Origin of the sequence: Hydrogenophaga borbori, from assembly GCF_003417535.1 — a bacterium.
GTDB classification, from domain to species: Bacteria; Pseudomonadota; Gammaproteobacteria; order Burkholderiales; family Burkholderiaceae_C; genus Hydrogenophaga; species Hydrogenophaga borbori.
In genome coordinates this window covers 1-19,785 of the sequence record NZ_QVLS01000019.1, presented here as the reverse complement: position 1 = coordinate 19,785, position 19,785 = coordinate 1, and the positions used below count along the sequence as shown (strand labels likewise).

Sequence of the window (19,785 nt, the reverse complement as noted above, 5' to 3'; positions counted from 1 at the left end):
GCGGGCTCAGCCGCCCATGGTTCGCCGGTAACGGCGGTGGATGAATCCGTTGGACAGCACGGCCATGGCCAGCGTGACGGTCACCAGCACCCAGGCCAGCGCCGAACCGAAGCCCCAGTTGGCGGCTTTGGTGATCTGGTCGTAGAGGGCCGGTGCCATCATCGTGAGGCCCGTGCCACCCAGCAGCACCGGCGTGGCATAGGCGTTCATGCAGAGGATGAAGACGAGCACCGTGCCGGCGGCCACGCCGGGCGCGGCGATGGGCAACAGCACGCGCCAGAAGGTGGTGAAGAAGTTCGCCCCCAGGTTCTGCGCCGCCTCCTCGACCGAGAAGTCGATCCCCTCCAGCACGCTCTGCAGCGCCAGGATCAGGTAGGGCAACACCACGCCCGTGGTGCCCAGGATCACCGCCAGCGGCGTGTAGAGCAGCTTCACCGGCGCCTCGCTCAGGCCCAGGCCGGTCAACACCGCGTTGACGATGCCGGCGTTGCCCAGAATCACCATCCAGCCCGCCGCGCGCACCACCCCACCCACCATCAGGGGGAACACCAGCAGCACGATGAACAGGCTCTTGCGCGGGCTCTGCGTGCGCGCCAGGAAGTAAGCCACCGGGAAGCCCAGCAGCAGCGCCGCCAGGGTGCATACGGCCGAGACCCAGAGCGTGTCGAACAGCACCCGGTGGTAGTAGGCGTCGGTGAAGAACAGCGCGTAGTTCGCCAGCGTGTAGCCGCTGGCGGCGTCGGTGCCGGGCGTGGCGTCGGCGCGCAAACTGCCCAGCAGCAGCAGCAGCATGGGCGCGAGCACCACCAGCAGCACCACCAGGGAGGCGGGAAAGGCCAGGCCGGGTCCGGTCAGGGCCAGGGCGCGGCGCGGCGGGGGCGTGAGGTGCGGGCTCATCGGTCGAACAACATGCAGTCTTGCGGGCGGAAGCAGGCGTAGGCGGGCCGGCCGACAGCGATCTGCCCGGGGTCGAAACCGCCGTCCACGTGGTTGGCCAACTGGCTGGTCACGGTGGCGCCATCCGCCAGCAGCGCCTTCACCTCGATGTGCGCGCCCAGGTAGCTGATGGCCTGCGGCGTGCAGGCCAGCGCGTTGCCGCCCGCCATCGGCTGCGCTGCCAGGCGCAGCCGTTCCGGCCGTATGCCCAGGTGGGTGGCGCCGCGCGGCGCCGTGTCGGTGGCCATCACGGTTCCGGTCTCGCTGACGAAGCGGTCCGGCCCCTCGGCCCGACCGGGGAACAGGTTCATGCGGCCCAGGAACTCGGCCACGAACAGGTTGGCCGGGCGCTCGTAGAGCTCGCGCGGCGCGCCCACCTGCTGCACGATGCCGTCGTGCATGATGGCCATGCGGTCGGAGATGGCCAGGGCCTCCTCCTGATCGTGCGTCACGAACACGGTGCTCAGGCCCAGGCGCTGCTGCAGCGCGCGGATCTCCTCGCGCACCTCCAGCCGCAGCTTGGCGTCCAGGTTGGACAAAGGCTCGTCCAGCAGGAAGACGCGCGGCTGGATGGCCAGCGCCCGCGCGATGGCCACGCGCTGCTGCTGGCCGCCCGAGAGCTCGCGCGGATAGCGCGCGCGCAGGTGGCCCATGCGCACCAGCTCCAGCGCCTCACCGATGCGCGCGCCGCGCGCCGCCGCCGGCACTTTGTGCATCTCCAGGCCGAAGGCCACGTTCTGCTCCACCGTCATGTGCGGGAACAGCGCGTAGCGCTGGAACACCATACCCGTGTGGCGCTTGTGCACCGGCAGGCGGGTGATGTCGTCGTCGCCGACCAGGATGCGCCCCGCCGTGGGAGCGATGAAGCCGGCGATCATGCGCAGCGTGGTGGTCTTGCCGCAGCCGCTGGGGCCCAGGAAGGTCACCAGTTCGCCGTCGTCGATGTCCAGGGAAAAATCGGCCACCGCAGTGGTGGGACCGAAGCGCTTCTGAAGGTTCTGCAGGGAGACGCGGGCCATGGCTACACCACTTGACTGAGTTTGACGTACCGGTCGGTGAGCAGCATCACCGCCCCGAGCAAGAGCACCTGCACCGACGAGACCGCGGCGATCGTCGGGTCGAGGTTGAATTCGAGGTACTGCATGATCGCGATGGGCAGCGTGGTGCGCCCCGGACCGACCAGCGAAAGCGAGAGCTCCAGGTTCTCGAACGAGACGATGAAGCTGAACAGCGCGGCGGCCACGATGGAGGGCCGCAGCATGGGCAGCGTGATCCGCAGGAAAGCCACGCCGCTGCTGGCACCCAGGTTGCGCGCCGCCTCGGCGATGGACGGGTCCAGGCCCAGCAGGCCGGCCGACACCAGGCGCACCGTCCAGGGAATGGTCAGGCACACGTGGGCCAGCACCAGGCCGGTGTAGGTGCCGACGATGTCCTGGTCCAGCACGCTCTCGGCGCGCAGGTAGAACAGGTAGACCGCGACGCCGACGATGATGCCGGGGATGAGCAGCGGCGACAGCAGCAGGGTGTTGACCCATTCGCTGCCCGCGAAGCGGTGGCGCACGATGCCCACCGCCGCCATCACGCCAACGACGACGCCGATCAGCGCCGCCACCAGCGCCACCTGGAAGCTGAAGATGAAACCCTGGCTGAAGGCCTTGTCCTGCCAGGCCTTGAGGTACCAGTCCAGCGTGTGGCCCGAGGGCGGGAAGTGCAGGATCGCGTCCTGGAAGAAGCTCAGCCAGACCACGAAGATCAGGGGCGCGAGCATGAACAGGTAGACCAGCCACACCAGGCCGAGGTGCAGCACGCGCGACCAGCGCAGCAACGACAGGGCGTCACCCGCGCGCCGCCAGCGCGCGGACAGCGAAGCGGGGGCGCTCATGGCGCGCGCCTGGTGTTGGGCGCGGCCGGCTCGGGCTCGAGCTGGCCGGTCTCCTGGTAGAGCCAGGGCAAGGTCGATTGCGTCATGGACGCGGCCGAGCCCGCGGAGTGCGCGACGCGGTGCGCCACCGCGCCGCACAGGCCCTGGATGACCGACAGCACGACCGCGTCCGAATTGGCGGCCATGCGCCGGTAGGCGTTGATCAGCAAGGTGGTGTGCGCCAGCCGGGCCAGGGGCGAGGACGGCGTGTCGGTCAGCGCCAGCACGCGCGCGCCGTTGTCGCGCGCGATGCGCGTCAGCGCCACGGTGTCGCGCAGGTAGCGCGGAAAGGCGATGGACACCACCACGTCCTTGGCGCCCAGGTCGTGCAGGCGGCGCGCGGCGTTGGCCGGCCCCGCCGCCGTGGCCAGGGACTGCACATCGCCCAGGTAAGGGGTCAGGCCGTACTCCAGCTGCGCGGCAAGCTGGGCGCTGCTGCCGAAGCCCAGCACGTACACACGCCGTGCCGCCACCAGGGCGCCCACCGCGTCGTTGCAGGCCTTGCCGGTCAGGGTGCGCTGGGTGGCGCGCAGGTTGTCGATGTCGGTCTCCAGCGCCGACAGCACCACATCGTGCGAGCTGGCCGGCGAGGCCAGCGCGTCGCGCAGGCGCTCGACTGGCGCCATCGTGGCCTGGAACTCCCGCACCATGGCCGCGCGGAACTGGGGGTAGCCGTCGAAGCCCAGCGCGCGCGCGAAGCGGTTGGCCGAGGCCGCCGACACGCCGGCCGCCTGCGCGATCTCCTCGATGCGCATGGTGGCCGCGCGGAACAGCTCGTGGTTGACGAATTCGGCCAACTGCCGCTGTGCGCCGGTGAGCCGGGGCAGGGCCGCCGCGATGCGGGCCTGTATGCCGGGGTCGGCGGCGGGCGGCGCGCTGGCGCGGGCGGCTTGTCTCTGGGTCATGGTCTTCCTGCCAATGGCGGGCGCGTGCTCAGCGCTTCGCCGGTTTGAAAGTATTTTTTCACAGAATATCAAATGTGAAATAAAACTTCCAATGAAATTTTCAGCCGGCCGCGCGCACGCCGACCGCGCGCGACGGCGCGCCGAACGAGCCGCTGCTCCAGCTGGGCAGCCACGGCCAGCGCCAAGGGCTGCTGACGCTGGGCACCACCTCCGGCGACTTCGATGGGCTGGTCACCGCCGAGACGCGTCGCTACGAAGGCTTTCGCGAGCACCAGCGGCAGCAGCGCACCGCCTTGTACGCCAACGGCGGCTGGCAACTGGGCGAGCGGGTGCAGACGCGCGTCTACCACACCCGGATCGACAACGACCAGCAGTTGCCCGGCGCGTTGACGCGCCAGCAGTGGCTGGACGACCCGCGCCACGCCAGCGGCTTCTTCTTCGGCCCCACGCTGGACATCGTCGGCAAGCGCTGGGCCGACTTCAGCAACACCTACCGTGTGGATGGCTACACGCTGTGGGGCCTGCGCGCGGGCTGGACCGGCAAGGACTGGGAGGTCTTCGCCGAGGCGCGCAATCTGGCCGACAAGAACCACGTGTCGTACTTCAGCGTGCGCGACAGGGCCGGCACCAACGACGCCATCCTGCAGTCCGGCGAGCCGCGCTCGTTCTACGTCGGCGCGCGCCTCAGGTTCTGAGCGCGCGGTCCCGGCCACGGCCCGCCGCCAGCAGCGCGGCGGGCACGGCCAGCGCCAGAAGCCACCCGATCAGCGGCATCACATCGCCCAGCGAGGCGCCCATCTGGTTCAGCCGCAGCGAGGCCTGGATGCCCGCCGTGCTGGGAATGAGCCAGCGCAGCCACTGCAGCGCCGTGGGCATGGCCTCCACCGGCCACGAAAAGCCGGAGAGGAAGGCCATGGGCAACGCCGTGAACAGCAGCACCTGCAGCGCGCGCTCGCGGTCACCGAACCAGCGGCCCAGCGCCAGGCCGGCCAGGCACACGGCGGGGATGTAGGCCAGCAGCAGCACCAGGGCGCCACCGGGGTTGGCGCCGCGCGGGAAGTCCTCGATCAGGAAGACCCAGCCGAAGTAGAACAGCCCGCTGAGCCAGCCCACGCCGCACAGCGCCAGCACCCGGCCCGCCCAGGCCGCCGCGCCCGCGCGCAGGCGGCCCGCCTCGGCCAGCGTGCCGGCCAGCATGGCCGAGCCCATCAGCAGGGTCTGCTGCAGGATCAGCAGCGCCACGGCGGGCACGACGTAGTCGCCGTAGCCCTCGGTGGGGTTGAACAGCGGCACCATCTGAAGGTTGACCGGGCTGCGGCTGGCCTGGGCCTGCAGCGCGGGCTGGCCGCGCGCTTCGAGCTTGCGGATCTCCACCCCGGCCGACACCGTGCCCACGGCCTCGGCGAAGCCGTAGAGCACGGCCTTGTTGAGCAGCGCATAGGCGCCGTTGGCGTGCACCCCGACCACGGCCGGCGTGCCGCGCACCACGCTGCGCTTGAGCTCGCGCGGCAGCACGGCGTAGCCCTCGATCTCGCCGCGCCACAGGGCCTGGCGCGCGTCCTCCTCGTTGCCGCCGACCCAGCGCACGTCGATGCGCGGGCTGGCCGACGCGAAGCGGGTGATCTGGCGCGACAGGCCGCTGCGGTCCAGGTCGACCACCGCCACCGGCACGCGCGTGACGGCCTGGTGCGCGTAGGGCCAGGGATAGAAAAAGCCGTAGAGCACCGGCGCGCCCACCAGGATCAGCAGGATGCCCGCGTCGCGCGAGAGCGCGCGCAGGGTGGCGAGCCAGTGGACCGCCAGCTCGCGCCAGAAGCCCGGCCCGCTCATCGCCCCCCCCATCGGTGAGGGTAGCGGCTGGCGCCCATCAGCGGCCAGACGCAAGCGGCCAGCAAGGCCGCCGTGGCGAGCCCGAACACCGCCAGCGTGGGCGCGCTGAGCGACACGGGCGCGCCCATCTGCAGCTGCTCCATCTGCAGGCGGATGTAGTGGGTGTAGGGCAAGGCCTCGGCCCAGGCGCGCGCGCCGGCCGGCATGGACTGCAGCGGAAAGCCCACGCCGCTGAAGGCGAAGGCCGGCGCCGTGATCAGCCCCGTGGCCGACAGGGCCGTGCGCAGCGAGGCGGTGGCCGACGCCACCAGCGCGCCCAGCCCGATGGACAGGGCCAGCAGGGCCGCGAGCGCCAGCCAGACCCAGGACAGGTGCCCGGCCGGGTGCCAGCCGCGCCCCCCGGTCAACCAGAGCAGGCCCGCGCTGGCCACGCCCAGCAGCAGCAGCCAGGCCGGCGCCAGCTTGCCCAGCAAGGCGCCGGCCGTGGCCGCGGGCGACGGCGCCACGCCGAGCCAGGACCAGACCGTGCCGTCGCGCAGCTCGCGCCCCACGGCCCAGGCGCCGGCCGTCATGGCCAGGATGTGCAGCAGCGCGGGAATGAGCGCGGCCGCGAGGAACTGTTCGTAGTTCAGCGAGGGGTTGAACAGCGTGACCATGTCGACCTTGATCGGCTCCATGGCCACGCGCACGCCGCGCGCCGGCTCGCCGCGCTTCTGGCGCGCCGCCATCTCCACGCCGGCCGACAGCGTGCCCACCACCGTGCGCACGTCGCGCTGGATCAGGCCCGAGTGCGTGCCGAGCTGCGCGTTGTGCAGCAGCGTGAGCTGGGCCGCGCGGCCCAGCTTGAGCTCGCGCGAGAAGCCGCTCGGGATGAGCACCACGGCGTGCAGCTCGCCCCGGGTGAGCGCGCCAGCCGCGGCGTGCGGATCGGGCAGTTGCCGCGCCACGCGCAGGCCTGGCGTGGCGTCGAGGAAGCGCACCAGTTGGCGCGACATCGCGCTGTGGTCCTGGTCGAGCACGCCGATCGGCAGCTGGGTGGGCAGCCCGGCCGAGAACAGCCACCACAGCAGCGCCACACCCGCCAGCGGCACCCAGCTGAGCATGGCCAGGTCCCAGGGGCTGGCGCGCAGGCGCGCCCATTCGCGCGACCACGCCTGCGTGAAGGCCCGGGTAAAGCGCATGGCCCTCGCCTGCCGATCACATCGCCTTAGCGCACCAGCACGCTCATGCCGGGCCGCGCGCCCTCGATGGGCTGCAGGGGGCGGGCCCGGACTTCGAAGGTGCGCGCGTCGAAGCCCTGGCCCGCGCGCGTGGCGCGCCAGGTGGCGAAGTCGGGCAGCGCCGCGCTGTAGAAGACCTTGAAGCGCGCGCTCAGGCCCGGCAGGGCCGGCAGCGTGGCCTCGAATTCGGCGCCGATGGGAAAGCGCGAGAGCCGGTCCTCGCGCACGTTGAGCACGACCCACTGGTCGTTCAGGTCGACCACGGTGACCACGGCCACGCCCTGGGGCGAGAGCTCGCCGGGGCGCGCCAGCACCTTGGCCACCTCACCGGCCACCGGGCTTTGCAAGGCGGTCTCCGCACGGGCCGCCTCCACCTCGGCCACCAGGCCCGCCACCTGGCGCGCCTGCGCGGCGGCGGCGGCCTTGTCCTCGGGCCGCGCGCCGGCGCGCGCCATGTCGTACTGCGCGCGCGCGGCCATGGCCTGGTCGCGCGAGGCCTTGTAGTTGGCCTCGGCCTCGTCGCGCTTTTGCGCCGCCACCAGGCCTTCGCGCGCCAGGTTCTCCACGCGGCGGAAGGAACTCTGGGCCAGGTCGGCGGCGGCCTGGGCGCGCTGCCAGTTCAGGCGCGCCATCTCCACCTCTTCCTTGCGCGCGCCGCGCTCGGCCTTTTCGGCCACGGCCTGGGCGGCCTGCTGCGCGGCGGTGGCCTGGGCCAGCTTGGCCTCCACCTCGGGGCTGTCCATGCGCATCAGCGGCGTGCCCACCGCGACGCGGTCGCCCTCGATCACCAGCACCTCGGCGATGCGCCCGGCGATCTTGGGCGCGATGTCCGTCTCGCGCGCCTCCATCTGGCCCTGGAAGTAGTCCGGCGGCGGCGCCGAGGCGCGCCAGAAGCCGTAGGCCAGCAAGGCGATCAGCGCCGCGCCGGCGGCGGCCGCGGACAGGCGTTTCTGTTGAGGGCTCATGTCATTCCAGACGGATGTCGGCGCGCGCCATGTAGCCCGCGAATTCCTCGGACAGGCCGCAGGCTTCCAGCAGCGCGGCCAGGGCATTGACGTAGTCGTTGGCCGCCTGGGCGCGCTCGGTCGCCACCTTGGTGACGTTGGTGCGCGCGTCGATCAGGTCGAGCATGGTGCTGGTGCCTTCGCGCAGGCCGGCCTCGCGCAGGCGCAGCACCTCGTCGGCCAGCTCGGCGCCCGGGGCCATGGCCATGAACTGGCGCCGCGCCTGCTCCACCGCCAGCCAGTGGCGCTCGACCAGCAGCGAGATGTCGGCCCGGGCCTGGGCGTCGGTGCGCTCGGCCTGCTCGATCTGCTGCAGCGTGGCCGCCGACAGCTTGTGCCGGTCCACCGAATCCCACAGGGTGTAGCGCACGCCGATGCCGGCCACCCAGTCGGCGTTGCCGCTCTTGAGCTCGCGTTGGCCGAAGGCGAAGACCTGGGGCTTGCGCGAGGCCTCGCCGGCGGCGTGCAGGCGCTCGGCCTCGCTCTTCTTGGCCGCCACCTTGGCCAGGCCGGGGTGGCGCTGCAGCGCGGCCGACAGGAAATGCGGCAGCGGCTCGATGGGGGCCGACAGCACGAACAGCGGGTTGCTGGGCACCACCGGGGTGTCGCTCTTGATGGTGCGCGTGAGCGCGGTGGCGGCCAGCTCGGCGTCGTCGCGCGCCTTCATGGCGTTGCGCCGCGCCTCTTCGAGCGCGCTGCGCGCCTGCAGCCGGTCCACCCGCGCGATGACGCCCGCGTCGAGCATCTTCTGCGCCGAGGCGTCGTGCAGGGCGATGGTCTGCAGCGCCGCCTCGCGCAGGCTGGCGGCGCGGGCGGCGAGCTGGGCGCCGAAGTAGCGCTGCACCAGCAGCGTGGCGAGCTCGTGGGTGGCCTTGTCGGCGTCGGCGCGCGACTCGCTGGCGCGCGCCTCCTGCATGCCGCGCACCGCGTCGGCCATGCCGCCGGCGTAGATCGGCCAGACCGCGCCGATGGACGCGGTGGTGCCGCTGTCGTGCCGGTTGTAGGTGTAGCGCGAGGGGAACTGCGGCACCGCCACCGGAATGGGCAGGTTCTGCAGCGGGATCGGCAGGCGCTGCTCCAGCTGCGCGATGCGCTGGTTCACCGGGTCGAGGTTGACGTCCAGGTTGGCGTTGTAGGCGTAGGCGGCGCCCGACAGGCTGACCACCGGCCCGCCCAGCCCGGCGAGGCCGCTGGCGCGCAGGTCCTCGCTGTCGGTGGCCGCGCGGGCCGCCGCCAGCCGGTCGGAGCGCCGCAGCAGCTGGTCCCAGGCGGCGGTGAAGGCGATGGGCGTGGCCGCCGGGCCTGGCGACGGCGCGGGCGCTTGTGCCGAGGCCGCGGCCGCGAACGCGGCCAGCCACAGGCCGAGCGAGCCGGCGCGCCAGCCCCTGCGGCCCCATGCGGTCAGGATCCTAGGCATATCGAGCCACCCCGGTGTCTGCGGCCGCCGCTCGAGCGCGGCCAGGAAAAGAGCCGATCGATTCTAGGCGACGACGCACGCACCGGGCCTCAGCGCCGCATGCCCTCGCGCTCCATCAGCAGGTAGGTGTTGTAGGCGTTGATGCGGTTGGCCGCCTGGAACAGCGGCAGCGATTCGAAGCGCGACCAGTCGGTGCGCGCGTAGGCGTCCTCGAAGGGCTCCAGGTTGGCCGCCGCCTCGCCCATGGCCTGGCGCAGGTGCACCAGGTAGTCGCGCGTGAGGCGCAGGTCCGCCGCCGGCTGCGAGGAAATGGCGCCGTGGCCCGGCACCAGCAGCTGGGGCTTGAGGGCCAGCAGCTGGTCCAGCGAGCGGATCCAGCTGCTGCTGTCGGCCTGGCCCACGAAGGGGATGCGCCCCTGGAAGACCAGGTCGCCGGTGAACAACACGCCCGTGCGCTCGTGCAGCACGACCAGGTCTTCCGGCGTGTGCGCGGGACCCACCGGCTGCACGCGCAAGCGCTCGCCGCCCAGTTCGATCACGGTCGGCCCATCGAGCCAGCGGTCGGCGGGCACCAGTTGCGTGCGCTCGTCGATCCAGGGCGCCAGCTCTTCGCGGCTGGCCTGCAGGCGCAGCCGGGCGGTGTCCGAGGCCAGGTACTCGCGCCCCTGCGTGCCGGCCACGATGCGGGCCCCCGCCGCCTTGAAGCGCTGCAGGCCGTAGATGTGGTCGGCGTGGTAGTGCGTGACGATCACGTAGCGCACCGGCAACGGGGTGATGCGCGCGATGGCGGCCAGCAGGCCGTCGGCCAGCGCGGGCGAGCCCAGCGCGTCGATCACCACCACGCCCTCGGGCGTGACGACGAAGGCGGCGTTGGAGATGAAGTTGCGGTTGGCCGGCGAGCCCAGCGCCGCCTCGCCCTGTGCCAGCCAGATGCCGGGCGCCACCTGCTGGACCGGCAAGGGCTGGGGCGCGGGCGTTTGCGCCAGCGCGCCGGACAGGACCCCCGCGCCCGCCAGCGCCGCCAGGGCGGCGCGCGCCCGGCGCTTCAGCCGGGTCCAGCCGAGGGGGTGGCCGGGGGCTTGCACACGGGAACGGGGGTGGGGGGCGGCCGTCTCATTCATAAGTAAATTCGAATGTAGCAGCGACGACACGAAAAGCCGAGTGGGTGTTTCTGAAGGTTCAGGGCTTCAGGCGCGATGGGTGGGCGGGCCGAGGCCCCCCCGAACCGCCTCAAAGCTTCAGTTCCCAGGTCTCGCCCACCAGCGACTGCCCGAAGCCCTCGTACGGCTCCGACTTCACCCGCTCGAACCCGCGCTTGGCGTAGATCTCGCGCGCCGCCGTGAGGCAGCTATTGGTCCACAGCATCATCTTGCGGTAGCCCTTGTGCCGCGCGAAGGCCAGGCATTCGTCGGTCAGGCGCGCGCCCAGGCCCAGGCCGCGCGCGGCCGGCGTCAGCAGCAGCATGCGCAGCTGCGCCGTGCTGGCCGACTGGCGCACCACGAAGGCCGAGCCCACGCGCTCGCCGTCGAGTTCGGCGATCCAGCAACGCTCCCAGTCGGGCTGAAACTCGCGCACGTACTTGGCCACGATGTCGGCCACCAACGCCTCGAAGGCCATGTTCCAGCCGTACTCGCGCGCGTAGACCTCGCCGTGCTGCTGCACCACCCAGCCCATGTCGCCGGGGCGCGGCTCGCGCAGCACGGCCGCGCGCGTGCGCGGCACGGCCGTGGGGTCCAGCAGCCGCTCGATGCGCGCCATCGCGTCCACCACCGCCTGCTGCTCGGCCGGCGCCAGTGGGGCCAGCAGCGCCGCGGCCTCCTCGCGCGACTTCTGCTGCAGGGGCGCGAAGGCCGCGTGCCCGGCGTCGGTGAGGGTCAGCAGGCTCTGGCGCGCGTCCTTCGGGCTGGGCGCGCGGCTGAGCCAGCCCGACTGCTCGAAGCGCTTGAGGATGCGGCTGAGGTAGCCACCGTCCATGCCCAGCTCGCGCGCCAGCTCGGTGGCCACCAGGCCCGGCTGGTGCGCCAGTTCGTAGAGCACGCGCACCTCGGTCAGCGACAGATCGCCCCCCAGGTAGGGCGAGAGCACGCCCGCGCGGCGGGTGTAGAAGCGGTTGAAACGGCGCACCGCCTTGACGGCGGCGGCGGGCACGGGGCTGGGGGCTTGGGGCGTCGACATACTTGCCATTGTCAAGTTTTCATTTGCCAATGGCAATAAAAATCCAGCGCCCAGGGCGGTCCCCGCCCGGAGGCGCGGGCGGCACGCAATCGCCCCTTTCCCGATCAAAACTTAAGATCAAGTTAAGAAGAATCATTTTTATTTGCAATAATCCGTAACCAGCCAGCCAAGTTCGCCTTCTCCCGTCGGCCGCGCCCCTGTGCGCCGTGTGTGGGTCGGGTTGCAGCCGTAGCCAGCCAGTCCGCCAACCCAACACATCCCACAGAGGAAGCTGATGTCTCGACACCTGACCCCGCCGCCCGCGCGGCGGCGCACCCCGCCGGCTGGCCGGTTCCCCCTGCAGGCCACCGCCCTCGCCTGCGGCCTGCTGTTGCTGGGCCACGCCCACGCCCAGACCGCCGAGGTCTCGCTCAGCGAGGTCGTGGTCTCCGCCTCGGGCTTCGAGCAGGAGCTCAAGCAGGCGCCCGCCTCGATTTCGGTCGTCACGCGCCAGGAACTGGAAACGCGCCAATACCGCGACCTGGCCGAAGCCCTGGCCGGCGTCGAAGGCATCGACGTGCTCGGCGGCACGGGCAAGACCGGCGGCCTGGACATCAGCATCCGCGGCATGCCCAGCGAGTACACGCTGATCCTCATCGACGGCCGCCGCCAGAACGTGGCCGGCGACGTCACGCCCAACGGCTTCGGCGCCGCGCACACCAGCCTGATCCCGCCGGTGGCCGCCATCGAGCGCATCGAGATCATCCGCGGGCCCATGTCCACGCTCTACGGCTCCGACGCCATGGGCGGCGTGATCAACATCATCACCCGCAAGGTGGCCAAGGCATGGGGCGGCCAGCTCACGCTGGAGACCGGCATTCCGCAGGACAGCGACTGGGGCGTGCAGCAGCGCTACAACCTCTACACCAGCGGCCCCCTCGTGCAGGACCTGCTGGGCCTGGCCGTGCGCGGCAACCTCTACCGCCGCGAGGCCTCGGACTTCGTGCTCGCCCCCGGCGCGACCCAGCCCGCCGCCGCGCGCAACCCCGCCCCCGCCGAAAGCCGCCAGCACAACCTGGGCGCGCGCCTCACGCTCACACCCAACCGCCACCACGAGCTCTGGCTCGACGTGGAACAGGGCCGCACCTGGTACGACAACAGCGACGGCCGCCTGGGCACGCGCGACGCCACCACCAACCTGCTCGGCAACAACCCGCCCGGCTACCAGGACGCCCTGCGCTTCAACCGCGACCAGGTGGCCGTGGGCCACACCGCGCGCCTGGGCGTGGGCCTGCTCGAGTCCAGCCTGATGCACACCGAGACGGAGACCATCGGCCGCACCATCCCCGGCGGCGCCGTGCCCGCCGGCGACCCGCGCCGCGGCACGCCGCGCGAGCTCAAGACCACCAACCTGGTGCTCGACAGCAAGCTCGTGGCCCCGGTGGGCGACGCGCACGTGCTGACCCTGGGCGGCCAATGGTGGGACGCCCAGCTCACCGACGGCCTGCTGCCCCAGAAGCACGACCAGACCCTGTGGGCGGTGTTCGCCGAGGACGAATGGAAACTCAGCCAGGCGCTGACCGCCACGCTCGGCGCCCGCTACGACAACCACAGCGCCTTCGGCGGCCAGGTGAGCCCGCGCGCCTACCTGGTGTGGGACGCCACCCGGCACTGGACCCTCAAGGGCGGCGTCAGCAAGGGCTTTCGCGCGCCGCGCCTGAACCAGCTCATCGACGGCGTGAGCGGCGTCAGCGGCCAGGGCGCCACCCTCAACATCGGCAACCCGAACCTCAAGCCCGAGACCAGCACCAGCACCGAACTTTCGGCGCTGTTCGACAGCCAGGCCGGCCTGAGCAGCGCCGTGACCCTGTTCCACAACAAGGTCAAGGACAAGATCAGCAGCGGCGGCGACTGCACGGTCAACTGGGTGTCGAGCTGCTCGGCCAACCCCAACGCCACCTACGCCATCAACGTGGACGAGGCCACCACCTACGGCCTGGAGCTCAGCAGCCGCGTCCAGATCGCCAAGGACTGGGGCCTGAAGCTGGGCTACACCTGGACCGGCAGCGAGGTGATCGAAAACGGTGTGAAGAACGGCCAGCTGGCCAACACCGCCCGCCACGTGGCCAACGCCCAGCTGAGCTGGGACCCGAGCGACAAGTGGAGCCTGTGGCTGCGCGGCGAATACCGCGGCAAGAGCCCGCGCTTCAGCGGCGACCCGGCCCGCCTCACCGGCAACAACCTGGCCATCTACCAGGCCGTGGGCGACATCAAGGCCCACGCCCTCTTCCACCTGGGCGGCGCCTACAAGCTGTCGAAGAACGTGACGCTCAACGCCAACATCTACAACCTGTTCGACAAGGACTTCCGGGAGTACCGCCTGGTCAACCTCAACGGCACGCCCACCTGGGTGAACGGGTACTTCCAGGGCGGCGCCTCGGTGAGCGGCACCACGCTGCCGGGCCGCACCTTCTGGCTGTCCGCGAACATCACGTTCTGAGGGCCTGGGGGCGCGAGCCCCCAGCCGGTCGGGCCAGGGTCAGCCAGGTCAGCGCCACGCTGCTGAACGAGCCCAGCGCCATGCCCACCACCATGGGCAGCGGCTGGCCGTTGGCGAACACGCCCACCACCGCCATGGCCAGGGCGCCCACCAGCATCTGCAGCGTGCCCATCAGCGCCGAGGCCGTGCCCGCGATGGGGCCGTGCTCCTCCAGCGCCAGCACCGACACCGTGGGAATCACCAGGCCCATGAAGGCGCTGGCGATGAAGTTCAGCGCCATCAGCACCCACAGAGCGTCACCGCCGAACAGGTAATAGGCCAGCAGCAACGCGATGGTGGAACCCGAGGCCGTGGCCGCCACCTTCACCATGGGCGCCAGGCCGAAGCGCCGCCCCAGCGTGGCGGTGAACTGCGAGGCGCCGATGAAGGCCACCGCGTTGAACGAGAACGCCAGGCTGTACTGCGTGGGCGTGAGCCCGTAGTGGTTGATGAGCACAAAGGGCGAGCCTGCCAGGAACACAAAGAAGCCCGCCAGCGCGCAACTGCCGATGCCCACCAGCCCGAGGTAGTGCCAGTCGCCCAGCAGCAGACGGTAGGCGCGCAGCGCGCCGCCGACGCTGCTGTCCACCCGCTGCTCGGGCGGGCGCGTCTCGCGCAGCGTGGCCCCCACCAGCGCCAGCCCGGCCACGGCCGCCAGCGCCACCGCCCAGAACACGCCGCGCCAGCCGGCCAGCGCGATCACCCCGCTGCCGGCCAGCGGCGCCAGGATGGGCGACACGCTGAACACCAGCATCAGCAGCGACATCAGGCGCGCGGCCTCGGTGCCGGTGTGCAGGTCGCGCACCACGGCGCGCGGAATGGCCATGCCGGCCGCCGCGCCCAGGCCCTGCAGGAAGCGGAAAGCCACCAGGGTGTGGATGTCGGACGCCAGCGCGCAGCCCACGCTGGCCACCACGAACAGACCCAGGCCGAAATACAGCGGCGGCTTGCGCCCCACCATGTCGGACACCGGCCCGTACAAGAGCTGCCCGACGCCCAGCGACAGGAAGAAAGCCGTCAGGCTGAACTGCACGGCGCCCACCTCGGCGCCCAGGGCGCTGCCGATGGCCGGCAGCGCGGGCAGGTACATGTCGATGGCGAAGGGGCCGATGGCCGACAGCAGGCCCAGGATCAGGGCCATTCGGTAATAAGAGGAAGATTGCATCGCGGCGATTTTCGTTGGGAGGGCAAATCCTTTTGGGGTGAGAGCCCTCCCAGGATCGGTCGCCTGGGCGCGGCGCTCAGCGAACGAAGTAGTCGTTGGCGTTGAAGTCGTTGGGGTAGCCGTCGGCGTCCACCGGCTGGCCCGACTCGGCCACGGAGAACTGAAGCCGGCCGCCTTGCACGTCGCCAATGGTTTTCACGTTGGTCAAACCGGTCATGCGACCGTCGGGCAGCGCGGTGAGGGTGATGCCCGCCCCGCCATCGGCGCTGGCCACGACCCCGACAAAGCGGGGAATGCCTTTGACCACGTTGTCCCGGCCGGCCCGGGTCACCGGCACCAGGCTCACGGTGAAGCGTTCCCTCACCAGGCCTTGTTTGACCGTGCAGGCGTCGTCGCTGTAGACCTGCACCGCGTAGGCGATTTCCAGCTCGTTGCTGCCTGTCTTCGTCAGCGTGACGTCGCGCACGCGGGCGGCGTAGTCCTTGTTGTAGACAAAGTCGGGCACGCAAACGTCGTGGGCGGCGTCGCGTTTCCAGACGCCTTCGAACTCCGCCAGCGACACCTTGGCTTGGTCGGCGGAGGCGGTCGCCGGGGCATCGCCGCCCCCACCGCCACAGGCGGCGAGCGACAGGCTGAAGGCGGTGGTCAACAGGGCATGGGACAGCTTCATGAAAAGACTTTCTTGGTTCTCGGACGGCGAGGCAGGACGGGGCAAAGCCTCCCGGCGGCTGGCCTCGCCGGGCAGCCGCTGGGACGGAAAAAAACGTGGATGGGGAACGCGTGGGGCGAGGCGTCAGCGCGGGGCTGAAGGCCTGTCACCGGGCGATGGCGTCAAGGGCCGTTGGTGGGCGGCGACAGGGCGGCCCGGGAAAAACAGCGCGTGCGATTGCATCAGCGCCCAGGCCGACCGCAAATACCGCGAGGGCGGTAATTTCGTGCACGCTTGAGGGAGACAAGCCCGCCACCCCCCGCGCCGCCATGACCGCCCCGCCCTCGCCCCTCGACCGCTTCCTGCACGCCCAGGCCCACGACTACCCGCAGGCCCTGGCCGAACTGAAGGCGGGCCAGAAGCGCACGCACTGGATCTGGTACGTGCTGCCGCAGCTGCGCGAGCTGGGCCGAAGCCAGAGGGCGCGCGAGTACGGCATCCGCGACCGCCAGGAAGCCGCCGACTACCTGGCCCACCCCGTGCTGGGCCCCCGCCTGGTGGACTGCGTCAACGCCCTGCTCGGCCACCCCGATCGAACCGCGGTGGCGATGCTGGGCGAGGTGGACGCGATAAAGCTCCGGTCGTGTCTGACGCTGTTTGCGGCGGTGGCGCCGCAGGAGCCCTGCTTCGCCCAGGCACTGGCGGTGTTCTACCAAGGCCAGCCGGACGAGCAGACCTTGCGCCTGCTGACTGAAGGACTCGAGACGAACAAGAATCCAGCAAAAAATTAAAGAATTTCCACGTAAAATTTCATTGGAAAGCCTCAATGGGAGTCTCATCGTGAAACGCCTTACCCAGCAAGCCCAGCCCAAACCCCAGCCCCAAGCCGACCAGGTCCTCGCCAAGGCCACGGTGCGCGCCAGCCAGTTGCTGGGCCTGTCCGGCGCCGACCTGGGCCGCACCCTGGGCCTGAGCGAGCCCAGCGTCTCGCGGCTGGTGCGCGGCGACAAGACCCTCAACCCGCAGTCCAAGGAAGGCGAACTGGCCCTGCTGCTGGTGCGCGTCTACCGATCGCTGGACGCCCTGGTGGGCACCGACGACGCCAAGCGCCGCGCCTGGATGGGCACCCCCAACGACGCCCTGGCCGGCGTCCCCCTCAAGCTGGTGCAGAAGGCCGAAGGCCTGGTGGCCACGCTGAACTACCTGGACGGCATGCGGGCGCCCGCGTGAGCGCCTGGTCCACCGAATGGTTCGCGGCGGCGGGCGCCACCGCCGTGCGCCGCACCCTGGCCTGGCGCGGCGTGGAGGCCCAGCACGTGGTCTCCACCCTGCGCCTGGTCGACGACCCCGACGAACAAGCCCTGCTGGAACAACTGCTGGACGACAGCAAACCCGCCCTGCCCGCGGCGGCCCAGGGGCTGCACTACCTGCTGGCCACGCCCTTCCGCTACGCGCCAGCCCACGCCAGCCGCTTTCGCGCGGCGCACGCCAAGGGGCAGTGGTACGGCGCCGAAACCCTGTTCGCCGCCGGCGCCGAAGTGGCCTACTGGCGCCACCGCTTCGTCAGCGACAGCGAAGGCCTGAGAGACCGCGAGCTGCTGACCGAGCACAGCTTCTTCCAGGGCCAGATCGAAGGCCCTTCCATCGACCTGAGCGCCCCACCCTGGCACCAGGCCCGCGCCGACTGGACGCAGGACAGCGACTACAGCGCCACCCACGCCGTGGCCACGGCGGCGCAGGCGCGCGGCCTGCAATGGCTGCGCTACGAATCCGTGCGCGCGCCGGGGCAGTTCTGCGCCGTGGCCCTGCTGCCCCAGTGCCTGCGCGAGCCCCCGGGCGGGCTCGACGGCACCCTGCAAACCTGGCACTGCAAGGCCACGCGGCAACGGGTGATGCTCACGCGGGGGCGGGAGCGGTGGGCGTGGGATTTCTGAACACCGGAGCGCCGAATCGACACATGCCCGCCGAACACCACCTCCCCACCCTGCTGCAGCAGATGACCCCCTCGGTCCACCCCGAGGTGTTCGTTTTCTGCTGCTTTTCCAACGGCCGGCTCCCCGAAGCGCTCAGCCCGGTCGGCAGCTTCCATGAACCCGAGGGCCTGACGGCCATCGTCCCGCTGCGGCAGGCGCAGGCGCTGGGCCTGGCGTTCCAGTTCGAATCGCGGATGGTGACGCTGACCATCCACTCGGCCCTGGACGCCGTGGGCTTCCTGGCCCGCATCAGCGCCGCGCTCGCGGCCCGGGGCATCGCCTGCAACGTGGTCTCGGCCTTCCACCACGACCACCTGTTCGTGCCCAGGGACAGGCTGGACGACGCGCTGCAGGCCTTGGACGAGCTGTCCCGGTCCGGCTGACGCGGGGCCGTTCGACGCCAGGGTCGCCTCACGCTCTACGCCAAGCCACACCGGAAGGGCCTGGGTCTGGCCCTGCAGAGCGCGCGCGGGCCGCTTCATACAGCAGGCGCCTGCCGGCGGCCTCGCCCACGGGCAGCAGATCGGTGTTGCGCAATTGCGGGTCGGTGCCCAGCTGGAACAGCAAGGGGCCGAGGGCCGGCGACTCGCCCGGTGCGGGCGCCCACAGCGCGCCTATCCACTCCAGAGCCCAACTGGGGCCGGCCTCGCGGCGCCGGTCCAGGCGCGCGATGCCGCTGAGGTCCGCGACGGGAATGCGGGCCAGCAGGTCCAGCAGCGTCGCGTCCCAGGCCACCAGCGAGGTCTGCGACCGCTTCTGGCCGTTGCAGGACACCTCATGAACCAGCAGGTACCAGGGCCGCTCCAGCGCGAGCGTGATGGCCGGCCAATGCGTCTGGCGCGGGGCCACCTGGGCGGGGTGGAGGTGCTGGACGAGGCCGGGGGCGGTGATGAACACGGTGGGAGTCCCAAAGGCCAAAGGGAGGGAAATTCTGCCTCAAAGTATTTGCACGAAGGCTTTCGAAGCCAACACTTTTTTGGTGTCTGCCGAAGCCCCCGATACACCTCCCTTTCTTGCCCCACTGGCTGCGAACCTGATTGCTCTGCGAGCAAAAGGGAACTGGAGCCTTGGCGCGCTGGCGGAGCAGGCGCGTGTGAACCCACGAATGATCCGGTTGATGGAGCAAGGGCAGGTCAACGTCTCCTTGAACACGGTAGACAAACTGGCCCGGGCGCTCGGCGTCACCACGGGCTCTCTGGTCGGCCTGAGGCCAGTGGCCCGACAAGACGGCGATGCGCTGATCGAGGAGGTGCTGGCACACAAGCTCGTCTCGGCAAGGAAGGCGCTGATGTTGACCCAGGACACACTGGGGCAGCGGTCGGGCGTCAGCATGTACGTCATCGCGCACATCGAGCGCCAGGCGCGCAACCCATCACTTCAAACGCTGGCGAAGCTTGCGGCTTCGCTCGATCTATCGCTTGAGGCGTTGTTGAGCAAATAGATCGGGCTGGGTCGAACGGGTTGTACTGATTGGCTGAGAGTCGGATTTGCAGCGAGAGCGGTCGGCCAGGCTTGCGCAGTGAACGTTCGTTCTGCGCCACGTTACGGACGCTCAGGCCTTTGCGATATGGGGCGCCTGCTTGCATGAGGCGAGTGCGTAGCTAGACTGCCGAAATCGGCCAGAAGCGGTCGTTCGAATATGAAAGGCAGGCAATGGCAGTGGGAATTCGAGTGGGCTCAGTCACTAGTGAGATTGGCACGCCCTCCTTTCTGAATGCGTTCTTCTCAACGATATCTGTTCGCTGCGAACCCGATGGATGGGGGTCACGGTTTCCACTTCTCATGAACGACCTGTACCAGGGTCGTTTGAGCCACAAGAATGCCCGAGCAGCCTTGGCGGAGTTGACTGCGGTGAAGCAGTTGCTGGAAGGTTTTCCTCCGTCCGCAGTCGTGTGGGACATAGATGACCTCTCAGCTCGCCCCCCTTGGGGCGATGAAATTGCTGAAGAAATCACGTCTTTGGGAAACTTTGTGGTCCCCTCGAATTCCTGAGCCAGTCAGAAGTAGAGGTTGGGGAACAGTTTGACACGGTACTCGACCGGTGGGATTCGGCCGAGGGACTCATGGGGGCG

General features: G+C 70.5%; 22 protein-coding genes. 8 read left to right on the top strand and 14 right to left on the bottom strand.

The features are described 5' to 3' along the window. Window positions 1-6: 6 nt before the first annotated feature. From DY262_RS21005 to DY262_RS22175, 5 genes are all read right to left on the bottom strand, one after another. Window positions 7-897 (bottom strand): ABC transporter permease, encoded by an 891-nt coding sequence (locus DY262_RS21005; RefSeq protein ID WP_116961005.1) that lies wholly within the window; start codon window positions 895-897, stop codon window positions 7-9. Further along, window positions 894-1,955 (bottom strand): ABC transporter ATP-binding protein, encoded by a 1,062-nt coding sequence (locus DY262_RS21000; protein WP_116961004.1) that lies wholly within the window; start codon window positions 1,953-1,955, stop codon window positions 894-896. The genes DY262_RS21005 and DY262_RS21000 overlap by 4 nt, the downstream gene beginning before the upstream one ends. Window positions 1,956-1,957: 2 nt before the next feature. Beyond that, a complete protein-coding gene (locus DY262_RS20995) occupies window positions 1,958-2,818 on the bottom strand; it encodes an ABC transporter permease (protein WP_116961003.1) in 861 nt (286 codons plus the stop codon). Continuing rightward, window positions 2,815-3,762: a MurR/RpiR family transcriptional regulator gene (locus tag DY262_RS20990; protein ID WP_245981149.1), complete on the bottom strand. Its 948-nt coding sequence runs from the start codon at window positions 3,760-3,762 to the stop codon at window positions 2,815-2,817. Before DY262_RS20990 ends, DY262_RS20995 begins: the two co-directional genes overlap by 4 nt. Before the next feature lie 100 nt (window positions 3,763-3,862). Then, on the bottom strand, window positions 3,863-3,997 hold the full coding sequence (locus DY262_RS22175; RefSeq protein ID WP_281272939.1) for a hypothetical protein: 135 nt from the start codon (window positions 3,995-3,997) through the stop codon (window positions 3,863-3,865). A gap of 58 nt (window positions 3,998-4,055) precedes the next feature. On the opposite strand from DY262_RS22175, the gene DY262_RS20985 reads away from it, so the two are divergent. Further along, window positions 4,056-4,457, top strand: coding sequence for a TonB-dependent receptor domain-containing protein (locus tag DY262_RS20985; protein ID WP_116961002.1), 402 nt, complete (start codon window positions 4,056-4,058; stop codon window positions 4,455-4,457). Here the strand turns inward: DY262_RS20985 and DY262_RS20980 are convergent. The 6 genes from DY262_RS20980 to DY262_RS20955 all read right to left on the bottom strand — a co-directional run bounded on the left by DY262_RS20980 (window position 4,447) and on the right by DY262_RS20955 (window position 11,417). Then, a complete protein-coding gene (locus DY262_RS20980; protein WP_116961001.1) occupies window positions 4,447-5,592 on the bottom strand; it encodes an ABC transporter permease in 1,146 nt (381 codons plus the stop codon). The genes DY262_RS20985 and DY262_RS20980 overlap by 11 nt on opposite strands. Continuing rightward, window positions 5,589-6,773 (bottom strand): ABC transporter permease, encoded by a 1,185-nt coding sequence (locus tag DY262_RS20975; RefSeq protein ID WP_181936590.1) that lies wholly within the window; start codon window positions 6,771-6,773, stop codon window positions 5,589-5,591. The genes DY262_RS20980 and DY262_RS20975 overlap by 4 nt, the downstream gene beginning before the upstream one ends. A 26-nt stretch (window positions 6,774-6,799) precedes the next feature. After that, window positions 6,800-7,777 carry an HlyD family secretion protein gene (locus tag DY262_RS20970; protein WP_116961000.1) on the bottom strand — a complete coding sequence of 326 codons (978 nt, stop codon included), beginning with the start codon at window positions 7,775-7,777 and terminating at the stop codon, window positions 6,800-6,802. A 1-nt stretch (window position 7,778) separates the two neighbouring features. Continuing rightward, window positions 7,779-9,233 (bottom strand): TolC family protein, encoded by a 1,455-nt coding sequence (locus DY262_RS20965; RefSeq protein ID WP_116960999.1) that lies wholly within the window; start codon window positions 9,231-9,233, stop codon window positions 7,779-7,781. 89 nt (window positions 9,234-9,322) lie between these two features. Continuing rightward, a complete protein-coding gene (locus DY262_RS20960; RefSeq protein WP_416186957.1) occupies window positions 9,323-10,318 on the bottom strand; it encodes an MBL fold metallo-hydrolase in 996 nt (331 codons plus the stop codon). A gap of 145 nt (window positions 10,319-10,463) precedes the next feature. Next, complete coding sequence (locus DY262_RS20955) at window positions 10,464-11,417, bottom strand: bifunctional helix-turn-helix transcriptional regulator/GNAT family N-acetyltransferase (RefSeq protein ID WP_116960997.1); 954 nt, start codon at window positions 11,415-11,417, stop codon at window positions 10,464-10,466. Window positions 11,418-11,682: 265 nt separating this feature from the next. Between DY262_RS20955 and DY262_RS20950 the strand changes: the two genes are divergently transcribed. After that, complete coding sequence (locus DY262_RS20950; protein ID WP_116960996.1) at window positions 11,683-13,887, top strand: TonB-dependent receptor domain-containing protein; 2,205 nt, start codon at window positions 11,683-11,685, stop codon at window positions 13,885-13,887. Here DY262_RS20950 and DY262_RS20945 read toward each other — a convergent pair. Then, the gene (locus DY262_RS20945) at window positions 13,877-15,091 is read right to left on the bottom strand and encodes a multidrug effflux MFS transporter (protein ID WP_116960995.1); all 1,215 of its coding nucleotides are present in this window, start codon (window positions 15,089-15,091) and stop codon (window positions 13,877-13,879) included. The genes DY262_RS20950 and DY262_RS20945 overlap by 11 nt on opposite strands. 76 nt (window positions 15,092-15,167) lie before the next feature. Next, window positions 15,168-15,761 carry a hypothetical protein gene (locus tag DY262_RS20940; RefSeq protein ID WP_116960994.1) on the bottom strand — a complete coding sequence of 198 codons (594 nt, stop codon included), beginning with the start codon at window positions 15,759-15,761 and terminating at the stop codon, window positions 15,168-15,170. 308 nt (window positions 15,762-16,069) lie between these two features. Here DY262_RS20940 and DY262_RS20935 point away from each other — a divergent pair, with 308 nt between their 5' ends. Genes DY262_RS20935 through DY262_RS20920 form a run of 4 tightly spaced genes read left to right on the top strand, consistent with a single transcriptional unit; the run spans window position 16,070 to window position 18,096 of the window. Beyond that, the gene (locus DY262_RS20935) at window positions 16,070-16,531 is read left to right on the top strand and encodes a DUF1810 domain-containing protein (protein WP_116960993.1); all 462 of its coding nucleotides are present in this window, start codon (window positions 16,070-16,072) and stop codon (window positions 16,529-16,531) included. Between the two features lie 49 nt (window positions 16,532-16,580). After that, entirely contained in the window at window positions 16,581-16,970 is a 390-nt protein-coding gene (locus DY262_RS20930) for an antitoxin Xre-like helix-turn-helix domain-containing protein (protein WP_116960992.1), read from the top strand. After that, window positions 16,967-17,674 (top strand): RES family NAD+ phosphorylase, encoded by a 708-nt coding sequence (locus DY262_RS20925; protein WP_116960991.1) that lies wholly within the window; start codon window positions 16,967-16,969, stop codon window positions 17,672-17,674. Before DY262_RS20930 ends, DY262_RS20925 begins: the two co-directional genes overlap by 4 nt. A gap of 23 nt (window positions 17,675-17,697) precedes the next feature. Then, window positions 17,698-18,096: an ACT domain-containing protein gene (locus DY262_RS20920; RefSeq protein WP_116960990.1), complete on the top strand. Its 399-nt coding sequence runs from the start codon at window positions 17,698-17,700 to the stop codon at window positions 18,094-18,096. A gap of 28 nt (window positions 18,097-18,124) precedes the next feature. Here the strand turns inward: DY262_RS20920 and DY262_RS20915 are convergent, their stop codons facing one another. Then, entirely contained in the window at window positions 18,125-18,610 is a 486-nt protein-coding gene (locus DY262_RS20915; RefSeq protein WP_116960989.1) for a hypothetical protein, read from the bottom strand. Between DY262_RS20915 and DY262_RS20910 the strand changes: the two genes are divergently transcribed. Together DY262_RS20910 and DY262_RS20905 are read left to right on the top strand one after the other, a co-directional pair. After that, window positions 18,603-19,154, top strand: coding sequence for a helix-turn-helix domain-containing protein (locus DY262_RS20910; RefSeq protein ID WP_116960988.1), 552 nt, complete (start codon window positions 18,603-18,605; stop codon window positions 19,152-19,154). The genes DY262_RS20915 and DY262_RS20910 overlap by 8 nt on opposite strands. Before the next feature lie 212 nt (window positions 19,155-19,366). Continuing rightward, window positions 19,367-19,705: an Imm70 family immunity protein gene (locus tag DY262_RS20905; protein WP_116960987.1), complete on the top strand. Its 339-nt coding sequence runs from the start codon at window positions 19,367-19,369 to the stop codon at window positions 19,703-19,705. The last annotated feature ends 80 nt before the right edge of the window (window positions 19,706-19,785 follow it).